General features: G+C 54.4%; 9 protein-coding genes and 1 pseudogene. 4 read left to right on the top strand and 6 right to left on the bottom strand.

Going from position 1 to position 12,855, the window contains the following annotated elements; genetic code table 11:
• Both ABX962_RS17020 and ABX962_RS17015 read left to right on the top strand, forming a co-directional pair.
• Positions 1-1,024: phosphoenolpyruvate carboxykinase (ATP) (locus tag ABX962_RS17020; RefSeq protein WP_372721236.1), on the top strand; the 1,024-nt coding region annotated here is incomplete at its 5' end.
• A 109-nt stretch (positions 1,025-1,133) separates the two neighbouring features.
• Entirely contained in the window at positions 1,134-1,310 is a 177-nt protein-coding gene (locus ABX962_RS17015; protein ID WP_339945272.1) for a hypothetical protein, read from the top strand.
• 58 nt (positions 1,311-1,368) lie between these two features.
• On the opposite strand, the gene ABX962_RS17010 is transcribed toward ABX962_RS17015, so the two are convergent.
• From ABX962_RS17010 to ABX962_RS16990, 5 genes are all read right to left on the bottom strand, one after another.
• The gene (locus ABX962_RS17010; protein ID WP_372721235.1) at positions 1,369-2,274 is read right to left on the bottom strand and encodes an MYG1 family protein; all 906 of its coding nucleotides are present in this window, start codon (positions 2,272-2,274) and stop codon (positions 1,369-1,371) included.
• Positions 2,275-2,352: 78 nt separating this feature from the next.
• Positions 2,353-4,908 (bottom strand): tetratricopeptide repeat protein, encoded by a 2,556-nt coding sequence (locus ABX962_RS17005; RefSeq protein ID WP_372721234.1) that lies wholly within the window; start codon positions 4,906-4,908, stop codon positions 2,353-2,355.
• Entirely contained in the window at positions 4,905-6,074 is a 1,170-nt protein-coding gene (locus ABX962_RS17000) for a hypothetical protein (RefSeq protein WP_372721233.1), read from the bottom strand. Before ABX962_RS17000 ends, ABX962_RS17005 begins: the two co-directional genes overlap by 4 nt.
• Positions 6,075-6,672: 598 nt before the next feature.
• Positions 6,673-7,626, bottom strand: coding sequence for a hypothetical protein (locus tag ABX962_RS16995; RefSeq protein ID WP_372721232.1), 954 nt, complete (start codon positions 7,624-7,626; stop codon positions 6,673-6,675).
• Between the two features lie 361 nt (positions 7,627-7,987).
• Entirely contained in the window at positions 7,988-8,716 is a 729-nt protein-coding gene (locus tag ABX962_RS16990) for a hypothetical protein (RefSeq protein WP_372721231.1), read from the bottom strand.
• Between the two features lie 170 nt (positions 8,717-8,886).
• On the opposite strand from ABX962_RS16990, the gene ABX962_RS16985 reads away from it, so the two are divergent.
• Positions 8,887-10,335 carry a sulfatase gene (locus tag ABX962_RS16985; RefSeq protein WP_372721230.1) on the top strand — a complete coding sequence of 483 codons (1,449 nt, stop codon included), beginning with the start codon at positions 8,887-8,889 and terminating at the stop codon, positions 10,333-10,335.
• The gene (locus tag ABX962_RS16980) at positions 10,332-11,786 is read left to right on the top strand and encodes a sulfatase-like hydrolase/transferase (RefSeq protein WP_372721229.1); all 1,455 of its coding nucleotides are present in this window, start codon (positions 10,332-10,334) and stop codon (positions 11,784-11,786) included. The genes ABX962_RS16985 and ABX962_RS16980 overlap by 4 nt, the downstream gene beginning before the upstream one ends.
• A 67-nt stretch (positions 11,787-11,853) precedes the next feature.
• Here the strand turns inward: ABX962_RS16980 and ABX962_RS16975 are convergent.
• Positions 11,854-12,855: pseudogene (locus ABX962_RS16975) on the bottom strand (hypothetical protein); the annotation flags it as partial.

The raw sequence follows: 12,855 nt of genomic DNA, 5'->3' as shown, positions 1-12,855 counted from the left end.
GACCCAGTACGCTGGCGAAATGAAGAAGGGCGTGTTCACGGTGATGAACTATCTGATGCCCAAAAAGGACGTGCTCAGCATGCACTGCAGTGCGAACGAATCAGCCTCAGGCAGCGTGTCGCTGTTCTTTGGGCTATCGGGTACGGGCAAGACAACGCTGTCAACCGATCCCCACCGCCGGCTGATCGGCGACGACGAGCATTGTTGGACATCCACCGGCGTTTTTAACATCGAAGGCGGGTGCTACGCGAAAGTCATCCACCTAAGCGAAGAGAGTGAACCGGAAATCTATCAAGCGATTCGCTACGGCAGCGTGCTTGAGAATGTTGTGTTCGACGAAACCACCCATGTGGTCAATTACGATGACGCGTCGATTACCGAGAATACTCGTGTCGCTTACCCGATCGACTATATCGAAAACGCGAAGATTCCTTGCGTCGGAGGCCATCCGGATAACATTATCTTTTTGACGTGTGATGCCTTTGGTGTCTTGCCACCGGTGGCCAAGCTGACGCCCGAGCAAGCGATGTATCATTTCATCAGCGGTTATACCGCCAAAGTGGCGGGCACGGAAATGAATGTCAATGAACCGACCGCGACCTTCAGCGCCTGTTTCGGAGCCGCGTTTTTGGTCTGGCATCCGGCAAAATATGCCGAGTTGTTGGCCGACCGCATTCGTCAACACGGCAGCAACGTTTGGTTGGTCAACACCGGATGGGGTGGTGGCCCCTACGGCGTGGGCAAACGCATGAGCATCAAGCACACGCGCGGAATCATTGACGCGATTCACGACGGTTCGCTGGCAAACGCCAGCACACGGACGGATCCCGTGTTCCGCTTTGAAGTTCCTGAAACCTGCGGCGATTTGCCGAGTGAAGTGTTGTGGCCGGCGGACGCTTGGGCCGACGCCGACGCGTATCAAAGCAGTGCACGACGGCTGGCCGATTTGTTCCACGACAATTTCAAAAAGTTCGAGTCGGGAGCGAGTGAAGCGATTCGCAACGCAGGACCGGCAACGTCGTAGCGATAAATCGTCACCAACTTGACCACTCGGAATAATCGCTTCGGGTGGGGCGGGGAGAGATTACAATAGGTCGGTTACGGACCGACGTCACTCGCCAGGATTGACCGCCATGAAGCCGAAGAAGAAAAAAGCGATCTGCAAATGGGATCGCCGCGAAATCGAGGATTCGCTGCCCTTGTTGTTAGCGGAAGCCCGCTCGTCGACTTACGTTTGCAAGAAGTGTGGCCGCACCGCGTCCGAAAAAGCGTACCTCTGTAAACCGGTTTCCGAGAAAGACATCAAGTGAGTCGTTCCTGAATGCCTCCCGGTTCCCCGCCCGACCGCCGAAATCGACGCCACTTGGTTTAGCAATCCGTTTTGACGATTGCGTTTTCCAACAACATCTTTAGCCGCGCCGGATCGGTCGTGTCGACTTTTGCGACAAAGCCACGTTTGTGTGCAAAGCGAACTTCGTCGTGGGATTCGATTTGCGAAAAGTCCAAACGCTGGCTGTCGTTGTAACGCGTCAGTCCGTATCCGTCGCCACGACGATCTGGATAGACCAACGCCTGAATCTCGTCTTCTTTTCCTTCACTTTCGATGAACGCGTAGATACCAAACGAAGGATCATCTGAAATCACATCACTTTTTTCCAAGTACAACGCTTGAATCGGCGCACCATCGGTTTCAATCGTCCAGTACTGAGCGTGCTCTTTCAGATAGTTCAATCGCTCGCGCAACGACCGCAAGTAGTTGACAATATCCTCGCCGACCATACACATGACTTGGTACACCGGATTGTCAGGACGGAGTTCGGTATGCTTTGCAAATCGATTGAGCAACGTCGTGTCGAGTGGCGAATTAAGCTCCGACAACGCCGTCCGCGGAATCCCCATCAAGTTGGCGGTTTCGTTGGGGCCCAACGTATCAAGCCATTCCGCGGGACGAAGCCAGGCACAGAAGGACAACGCGTCTTCGTAAAGTCCCATGCTTTGCAGCACAAGCGATAAGGCACAAAGTGGCGGAGCATCGCGAGCGAACTGGTGATGGTCAAAGTTGTTATGTTCGGGATCGTGCACCCCACCCACGTCGACAACACAGATCGATCGATCGGCCAAATCACCATCCGTGGGCTCACGGCGCTGGATCGGAATCCCGTGCAGATGCGCCAGCAGACTGCAGGCCAGGAAATCGTCTTTGTGGGCGCCGCCCGGATGGGTCACGATCAGCTGCATGGTCATCGAGTCGCGGTATTCGGAATGGGGAGTCAAGTTTGAAGTCCGTAGGCACAAAACATACCGACAAAATGGATGGATGGAACCTGTAGTCAGCACGTGAATGGATGAGATTCATTGTTTTGGTTCTTCAGGTTCCAGTCCAAGTGCCTGCCGGAGAATGCGGCGTTCGGGCTGGATGAGTTCGACGAATTCGGATTCCTTTTTGCTAATGAGATAGCGGATGCCGTAGCGAAATAGCCGCAGCGGAATCTCAAACTCTAGCATGTTGCCCACCCGTTTTTCGATGGCGGTGAAGTAGCTTTCCAGGACTGCGGGGGTGCCACGGGTGTGATCGATGCCGGCCAGCGACTTGACCAGGCCATCCGCCAGATGTGACAGCGGATTTGTCGCAGGACGACCCGAGTCAAGCGATGTTCCCGCAGCCTTCAGTTGAGCCCCTTCGCCCGATTGACGTTGGCCGGATTTGCGTCGCTGCGATCCTTGAATCGGGCTACGGAAACCTTGCTCTTCAGCGGCTTGCTGGTAGAGATCAACCAGTGTGTTGATTCGCGATTGCAGGCGGTCATCGTCTTCGCTGAGCCGGAAAATCAGCGAGAACATCGACTGCACATCTCCCAAATAGTCTGGCGGGTCGTTTAAATGCGAGAAAGCGTCGCGAATCGCATCGAAGCCATCCTCCCAGCGATGCAGTGAGAAGAACGCTTCGCTTCGATTGAATCGCGGGAAGGCAGAATCTGGATCAAATTCAATTGCTTTATCGTAGCAACCTAGAGCCTCCTCGTGCCGGCCAAGCTTGTCCAGTGATAATCCTTTGTTATTCCACGTGGCGGCATCTTGCGGATCAAGTTCGAGCGTTTTGTTATGACAGCTTAGAGCCTCTACATACCTGCCAAGCTCTTGGAGCGACATTCCTTTGTGCTGCCACGCGTTGAGAAGTTCCGGTTCGAGTTCAATCGCTGCTACGAAGCAGCGTAGCGCTTCCTCGTGCCGGCCAAGCTTGCTCAGTGATGTTCCTTTGTTGACCCAAGGGTAAGAAAGTTCCGGCCCGAGTTTGATTGCTTTGTCGCTGCAGTTCAGGGCCTCCGTGTACCGGGCAAGCTCGCTCAGCGAGGCTCCTTTGTTGCTCCACGCGTATCCATTATGCGGATCGATTTCGATCGATTTGTCGTAGCAGTTGATTGCGGTCGCGGCATCTTTATTAATCGTATTGAAGTAGTAGCCTGCGTGGAACCAGTCGGACGCTGCGTTTGACGCGGCCGCTCTTTCTTCCCACAACGCCGCAAGTTCGTGGATGCGTCCTTCGGCTTCTGCTTTTTTGAGTTCTTCCTGGATGAGCTTCAATCGTGGATCGGGGCGAGTCTGCGACCGTTCATAAGCAGCATCGATGTAGGCCTGAGTGGAAAGACTGAGGCTGCCGTTTCGTAACTGTTGCATTTGGTCAGGCCGATACCAGACACGCAGAAATTCAATCAGCATCTCCAGCAAACTTTGCTCTTTGACTTCATAGGCCAATCGCATCAGCGGTTCGCTGAGTTCGTAAAAGGTCTCACGGCCTCGCTTGGTTGATGTCAGGTAACCGATATTGCTCAGTTCGCGAACCTGTTTGCCGATACTGTTTTGATCACCCAGCAGTCGCCGAGCAATCTCTTTGGGATTTAACGTCCTGTGTTCACGGCACAGCAGTTCGACAATCTGCCGCTGCAGGGGAGAAATCCAACGCAGCCGCTCCTGGTAGTACGGTGTCAGGTCGTCGGCCATTTTCTGAAACGGAGCCACCAGCTGATCGAGCGACTCACGCGTTACAAAACCGCTCAGCACGATGTACACCCGATGGTTACCACCCGCCAAATCGTGAATCGCCCGCACGCGACCGCGACCGTCCGGCGTGTTCAGGAATGCCGTCAGCGCATCTTGCCCTTTGGCTCGGGCAATCTTCGCCAGTAATGACTGAGCGTCCTGAAGCGACAGCGGCTTGAGCGGAATCTGCTGAAAAAATCCGAAGAACGGTTCGCTGCGGTCGGTAACGGCTTTGAACAACTGCTGGCTAGTAGCGATCACGCATGCAAACGGATGCTCCTGTAGAAACGTACGCAGTTCATGTTGTCCAGCCGTGCCCAGGTTTTCGAATAACAGGTTCAGATTTTCGACCAGAATCACCAGCTTGCTTGTTTCAAAGCGTGCCGTCAGCCGACGAGTGAGCACCCTGGTGATTTCGTCTGTTGGTTGGTTGAGCAGCTCATCGAGCCACTCGGCGGAATACGCATCCGGATATGCTTTGCATAACGAGCTGTAGATTCGCACCAGCAACTGAACCATCGACGTGGTCGTTTCATCTTCGTTCAGATGTGCAATGTGCACGGCTTCGCTGAGTTTTCTGTCACTCAGCAGTCGATGATGCAGCAGCGATGTAAAATGTGATTTGCCGATTCCTCGTGGGCCGTGCAACAGCACGTGATGCGTCGAACCGCTGGTCGCCGCGTCAGCAATCTTTTCCAGGATATTCTGCAGCAGTGGTTCCCGCCCGACGAATATCGCTTCCAACAATTCCGGGTCTGTCTGGTTGGGTGAAAACCGCCAGATGAACTGTTCGTCGGTAAAGCGAAGCTGCGTCTTGCCTAAGCTGGCACCCGCTGACGCAGGACGGTTGTCCTTTATTGAATGGTTCATAGTCCGCGATCCAGCTTCCACCATCGACGGATCAATGGAAATCGAAATCGGTAACCACCCTTGGTGTCCCGAGACAGATAGTGGTCCGCATCCATTAGTCGCAGCAGGCGAAGCAGATTATTTCTGTCTGTGATACTGGAACCACGATTGAAAGCTTCCTCGAGAATCTCTTCCACCGAATGCGAAACCGCCGAGTCGTTTGTTAACGCGAGGACGTCCAGGATACAAGCAACGTCGTTCGCATCGTTGCCGTCTGGATAGTAGGTTGAGAGCCTTGTTCGATAATGAGCCAACTGCCATGGATCAGACGCATCGACCAATTGTCGAGCGACAAAGTCTTTGATGTTCTCTGCGGTGCCGGAGAGCTGTTCGATTCGCAGGCCTGCGATCACGTGGTGAATGTAGAACGGGAAGTAGTCAACCTCTTCCGCGATCGTCGCCGCCGCATCTGTGACGGTCACGCATTCAATGCCTTCGCCTTGCAGCAAATTACTTGCGAGTGATTCCGCATCTTGCGGCGCGAGGGGTGTGACCGTGACCGGATACATATCGTTCTTCGCGGACGTCGGAATGCCGGCAGCCGACAACTTGCCCAGCACGTGATGCAGTCCGATCGAACCGGTGAAAATGACACGAAACTTTGGGTGTTCGACGCGCAGACTACGTATCGTGTCCAGGACTTCGGCGGCCATGCCGGGGCCTTCGTTTTTGCAAATGCTCTCCAGCATGTAAGGCACTTCGTCCCAAAAGAAGACCAGGCGATCGGTTTGTTCCGCCTGCATCAAATCGCCGATTGCCGAGGTCAGTAGTTTCTTCCAGGTGCGTGCCTTCAGGTTGACGTGGTCGGTTTCGTTCTCTTCGAAAAAGCGGCGAACGAAGTTCCTGGCTTTCTCTTTCGTGCCCAGAAATTGCTGTACATCGTCGTAAACAAGTTCAGCAAACTCCTGTGCCGAGTGGAGCTTTTCTAGATCGCGGAAGATTGGCTTCCAGCCAGCCTTTGGCTGCAAGTGCATCTTCCTGAGCACCTGCGTTTTCCCGATTCGTCGCTCTGCGTTGACCAAAATGCTCTGCATTTCGAGCCGATCCCAGAGCAGTTCAATCAGAGCATCACGTCCATAAACCTGCTGTGGATCAAGATTCCCACCAGGATTTGCCTTCATATTCATCTGAATTCCTTACACGGGAAGCCGTCATCTCCTTATTGTACGTCAAGAGTGACGTGTGTCAATGTTGACGTACGTTGCCGTCAGGTGAGTGGAGGCGTACACCCGTTTTTCTTCGGAGGGGGTGGGGGGCGTACGCACTTCGATCTGGCGGTCGTCAGGTGTTTCGGGGTGACTTTCCTCCGGACAGGTTGCAAAGAGGCCTGGTCGCGTTTTTTCGGCGTGGAACCGGGGCCGCGCACGAGACTGATCTCTTTTCTCTTTAGTCGACCGGCGAGCAGCGGAGGCTTTGGACGGCACTTGGTTGACGGGTGATTTAGGGCAAGATAACGATTCTTTCCGTTCCCTCCATCGAGCATAGGGATGACTCGTTGCGGAAGTCTCGCAGGACAGTCGTAAATTGACGAATCGCTTGAGATTCTCTCACCCGAGTTCTGCTGCGTCAGTCATTGATTCCCTTTTCAGCGCCCATAGTCGAACGAGTTGGGCATGATGTTTACAAGAACGGTGCTGTCAGAGAACGCCAGCGGCGAGCCGGATCAAAAGACAAGGCGAAAATCCGCTGGCTTCCGCGAACCGAGGCCGCTCGGCATTTGGCACTTTACCGATATTGTTCGTGGCAGGCGTCACAGCTTTGGGTGACGGCGCCGACGAGTGGTCCGATCTCGTACGTGTTGGATTCCATCGCGGTGGCGATCGCCGTGGCGGCTTTTGACATCTTGTTACTGAGCATGACGTATTCGTCGTCCTCGGCGTCGTCGAGCCCTTCTTTGGTCAACACCTTGCCCACCATTGCCAACAGCTGGGCGTCGCGACGAATTTGCTCGGCATTCTCTTCGGTCGACTTCTTGTCGCGGCTCGCCTGCTTCAATTTGTCTTTCAGCAATTCTGCGTACTCCATTAACGGCGATCGATCGACGATCATCGACCAATCGTTGTCCGGTTCGGCGTCGCGATTGGCGAGTCCGCTACCAGCGACAAGGTCCTGCAAATCGGCCTTTCGCAATTTTGCTTCGTTATAAACTTGAGCCGAACCGGCTTTGCAATTGAACGCCGTGCGTGCAATCAAGTCGCGAGCTGCCGCCGCTTGGTCTTTCCAACGTACGTCGCCGGAATAGTCGTTGATGATCGCAAACAGTGTCGCTAGAATCGACAAGTCCAAGCGGGCGTCTTGGTAACCGCCTCCTTTGAACGCTCCAGGAGTCGAGACCACTTCGTCATAGTGTAGTTTCAGTCGTTTGATTTCATCCTCGAGCGAAGTCGGGGCAATCAGTTTGTCCCAGTCCCCGCCGCCCGATGCAGATTCCTCTTTATCGCCTTCATCACTTGACGCCATGGCAGCCACCGCAGCGGCCGAGGATGCCTTGCGAATCGTCGCGAGCGTCGGACGTGTGTCACGGAACGCTTCATCAAGCGAATCAAAGAAAACGCCCCTTGTATCGCCTTTGCTAAACGTCGGTTTCGGTGCCCGCCGCTCTTGCCCGTCGGTAACCGACGATAGCGACAAAACGACGAATGTTAGCAGCGTGATGCGAATGTGCAGTGCAGCGAGCATGGATAAGGTTCACTCGATTGAGAAACGACCACTAGTGACGTGCTGTATTGTAGCAGAAGCTTTTGCAAAGACCGAGCCCGTCGTCCTCTGCCCATTGCCATCGACTTTCGCACTTATCGGCTGGATTTTATAGCTCGGCTGGATTTTATAGCGGAGCAGCGGCAGCCACCCGGTCGGATTCGAACCTCTTATTCACCGCAACCGGACGGCTCGCGACGCGAACGCTATTAAAATCGATGTCATGAGGCTCCGCCCGCAGCATGACCCCACCAACGCAAAACCGTCTACTGGCTGCTCGGCCGTGCCGTCGATCGCGGGTCAAAATAATCAATCAAACCGTACACCTCGTGGTTCAATTCCTTCATCCGGTCCAACAGCGGCGAATACGGATGATAGTGTGGTTGTCGAGAATTCCTTTGTTTCTTTTTTTTGAATTCAGATTCGAGGGGGCTTTGGTGGTGTCGGTGGGATCATTGTCTTGGTATTTGAACCAATGCCACGCGAGACAGATCTTCGATTCCATCAAATCGAGGCAAAAGTTTTGATAGAACAGCCCGCGGTCGGCCTGGGGTGGGACGCACCATCCCGCACCGCATCGGTTGCTTAGACCAACCGCGTCCATTCCTTTGGCGTAGTATTCCGTGACGATCAGCGGTTCGCCCACCTCGGCGGCAAACGCACTGGCTTTGCATGCCGGTGACCATTGCCCGTAAAGGTTGTAACAGAACGCATCCACATACTTGCCGATGACATCGAGCGACGCGTTACGTGAATACAGCCTAAGACCGCGCAGATTTGGGGCTTCCTTGTGCTGAGTGATTCGTTCACTCGCATGCGATGCACAAAAAGTTTTCCATCCTGGATGAACGACCAAGATGCAGTCCTCGGGATAGTTGGCATGACCCGAACCACGACGGGTTCGCCCCTTGCTAAAGGTGGTCATGAAATTCCAGCTGATGCAATGCGAAAAGCCGTCGCTATTGCGTTGGATCAGATCATCGTCCGACCAAGCTCCGGTTCCTGCAAATCGATGGTCGCGAAGTAGCTTGAGCACCGTCCATGGCTGAGCCGTGGAAAACAAATCGAACAATCGAAAATAGAGGGTGGTAGCTGCACGCGTCAAATGTTTCGTTCATACTATCGAGCGGCATTCGTGCCATCGCTTCATTCTTCCCCGCATACCTTATCCGTCCATGTGAACCGATGACTCTATTTAGCAACGACATTCACCGTGTTGTATGCGATCGAACGCGATCCTTCATGGCACGCTTTCTGGTGGTGACGCTGGCCTTGGCAAGCGGCTTTTCGGGTTGGGATTCTCGTGGTTTACGAGCGGATGAACCTGAATCGCAACCGACGCAGTCCGCGGTTGCTGCCAATCAACCGCCCAATGTTTTGTTGATCGCGGTCGATGATCTGAACGATTGGGTGGGATGTCTGGGGGGAAATCCCGATGCCCAAACGCCCAACATGGACGACTTTGCCAAGCACAGTGTGTTGTTTCGCAACGCGCACTGCCAAGTCGCACTTTGCAATGCGTCACGCACCTCGGTGCTGACGGGAATGTATGCATCGATGACCGGGATCTATGGAAACAGTCTCAAGCGTGCCGGTTCGGTTTATCGTTCGGCAACCCAGATGCCAGTTTGGTTTCGGGATCATGGTTACCGAACGATGTGTATGGGCAAGATCTATCACAACGACCATGGCAAAAAGGCGTACTGGGATTTAGTGGGGCCAAAAACATTGCGATGGGGACCTGAGCCGCCTAATGGAAGGCAGTTCGCGGAGCGATTTGGCGATCGGGCCAAGGACACGTTGGCGTGGGCGGCGCTGGACGTCGAGCCGGGCGAAATGCCCGACGAACAAGTGGCGGCTTGGGCGAAGACGCAATTGGATCAAAAACACGAGAAACCCTTCTTTCTTGCGATCGGGTTCTATAAGCCTCACACCCCGATGACTGCTCCGAAACGCTATTTCGACCAATTCGATCGCGAAAAATTGACGATGCCAGCCGTGCTGGAGAACGACTTGGATGATGTTCCCGAGATCGCTCGGCGGTGGGTACTCGACCGCGATGATTTGATCGCCGATGACGCCGTGGATCAGTACAGCCCCACGTATCGCCGCGAACTGGTACATGCGTATCACGCTTGTGTCGCATTGACCGACGATTGCATCGGGCAAGTGCTGTCGCATCTGCGAGACAGCCGTCATGCCAACAACACCATTGTCGTGCTCTGGTCCGATCACGGTTGGCATCTCGGCGAAAAACATCACTGGCGAAAATGGATGCCATGGGAAGAATCCACACGTAGCTTTTTGGCGGTCCACGTGCCCGGAATGTCCGCCGATGGAAGCACATGCGACCGCACGGTCGGGCTGATCGACATCTTCCCAACGCTTGCCGAAGTTTGCAATTTAAAGCCGCCGGCTCAGTTGCAAGGCCAAAGTTTCCGCAGGCTGTTGGAAAAACCTGGCGACGCATGGGATCGACCCGCATTGACATCGACGACCGCGGGTAACCACACCGTTCGTTCGGAACGATGGCGTTACATTCGCTATCGGGACGGTTCCGAAGAACTCTATGATCACAGCAAAGATCCCAATGAGTGGAGTAATCTGGCGGATCACCCAGAATTAAAAGAAGTCAAAACCAAGCATGCTCAATGGATCGACACATTAACCGAAGGTGAAATTATCCAATGATAAGTCCCAAATCGAATCGCCGATTCTTTCACGTCGCGTCGCTATCGTTTGGACTGTTTTGGTTTGGCGTGACAAGCCAAGACAAAGCCGATGCCGAAACACGGGCTGCCGATTCGACGCCTGTTAACGTGATCATGCTGATGAGTGACGATCAAGGTTGGGGAGACGTTGGGTTCAATGGTAATGATGATATTCATACTCCGAACCTCGACGCGATGGCTGCCGGTGGCATGCGGATGGACCGCTTCTATGCCGCCGCGCCGCTGTGCTCGCCGACTCGCGGCAGTTGTTTAACCGGCCGATATCCATTTCGCTATGGAATTCTCGCCGCGCACACCGGTGGCATGCGTGTCGGGGAAACGACAATTCCCGAATTGTTGAAAAAGAAGGGCTACCGAAGCGGCTTTTTTGGCAAGTGGCATGTCGGCTGGGTCAAACCCGACGACGTCGGATCCCGTGGCTTTTACTCGCCACCATCGCACCATGGGTACGATCATTACTTTGCCACCACAAGTGCCGTGCCCACATGGAACCCAACGGTGACGCCGGAGGGATGGGGCCGTTGGGGGAACGAGGAAGGTGAGCCATGGAAGGGTGGTTTGCCTTATGTTCAAGATGGAAACGAGGTCGCCGAGAATTTGACGGGTGATGATAGCCGCATCATCATGGACCGCGTGATCCCGTTTATCGAAGCCAATCAAGATCAACCTTTTCTAGCAACGGTTTGGTTTCACGCACCGCACGAACCGGTGGTGGCGGGTGACGAATACAAGAAACGCTATAAAAAATTTGGCAAGTCGCGTCAAAACTACTACGGCTGTATCACCGCGATGGACGAGCAGATTGGTCGTTTGCGTACCAAGCTGCGTGAACTGGGCATCGAAAAACAGACGCTTGTCTTGTTCTGTAGCGACAACGGCCCTGCTGATGGTCTGGCCAAAAAGGGGGTCGCGTCGGCAGGCTCGTTCCAAGGTCACAAACACACGATGTACGAGGGCGGATTGTTGGTTCCGGCTTGTGCCGAGTGGCCGGGCGTGATCCCCGCAGGGACGGCGACCGATGTGCGTTGTTCGACCGTGGATTTATTGCCCACGATTGCAAATGCGTGTCAGGTCGAGTCGGCCATCAAGTCCTCACTGCCGATCGACGGGATCAACCTGATGCCGCTGTTGACGAAAAAGGTCAAAACGCAAGAGCGAGAGCTCTTTTTTGGCTATCGCCGGTTGCAGGGGGGCATTGATGGCAAGGCGATCATTTCGGGCAATTGGAAGTTGCTGCAAGAAGCGAAAAAAGGGGGCAAGATTCGTTTGTTCGATCTCAGCGAAGATCCGTACGAAGAAAACGATCTGGCGGCAACATCGCCCGAACGCTTGTCGGTTCTGAGTCAGAAGCTAGCGGAAATCGAAGCGAGTTGCCAGCGAAGCCGCGATGGCGCGGACTACCGTTACTAAGGAACGTTGGAATCAATGTCGTGGATCGCTCCGCGATCCAACGTAATGATCGCGGAGCGATCAACGACTATCCGACTCGGCGTCCGAACACCCACCATTCGGTTGCCAGGATCGCTAACATGCCGAGCAGCAACCAACGCCAATACTCTTGGCGTTTTTCGACTCCGGCGACTTTACCTTCGACCGATTCGTAGCCCAGTTCGATGCTTTCGGCCGCCGCGATGGTGCTCTCGCTGCGGTTAAACAAATTGATCGAAAACATGTCGACGATACGCTCGCCCGATTTCACACGGTAATTGCCCGGCGAATCAGTCTCGACGATCTCGGTGACGCCCGATGGGCCGACCGGAATCGATGTCGTTTTGTCACCCAAACGTTGTACGTCAACATTGCTGATCGCACTTTCGACTCGCAACCGCACCGTGTCACCGGGCGTGTACGAGGGAGCTCCACTGACTTCGGCGGCTCCGGCTAAATAACGCAGCACGTTCAAGACAAACACAGGCCACGAGCGTTCGGCATACCAATTGGTGTTCGTTTGCGTTGCACCGTCGGCGTCGGTGCTGATCAACTCAAACCCTAGCACCAGATCTTGGTAACCATCACGCGGCGCGATTGTTAGCATCGGGCCGATATCGGCGCCAAGTAATTCCGTGCTGCCCGCGGGGCCCTCGACCGAGCGTCCTTGAAAGATCAGCAAGGAAAACAATTCCAAGTACCGCATCAAGGGATGAGTGCGGTCCATGTCGATCAGTGCCACCCCGGACGGTTCACTTTTCCATTTCCATGCATCACTGCGAGTGCCATCGGTGTTGGAAACTTGATTACTTGGAAGCGATCCAATGAAAAAGGTGTTAGTCCGCGGCATCGTTTCAGGTGAACATCGGTCGTAGATGATCAAGTCATCGTTGCCCGCCTCGGACCGCTGTTTGTAGGAATCCGTGGACATAAATTCGGGCGGCACAAATTCGGACTGGCAAATTTTTCCCGCCTTCGATGTCGACAGTGCCATTTCGAGAGGCGTGTTCCCCGGCGTGACGACCAACACCGAAACGTTTCGCATCGGCGT

It is taken from the genome of Novipirellula sp. (assembly GCF_041583735.1).
In the GTDB taxonomy this organism is placed as follows: domain Bacteria; phylum Planctomycetota; class Planctomycetia; order Pirellulales; family Pirellulaceae; genus Novipirellula.
This window is presented reverse-complemented; position numbering and strand designations above follow the sequence as displayed.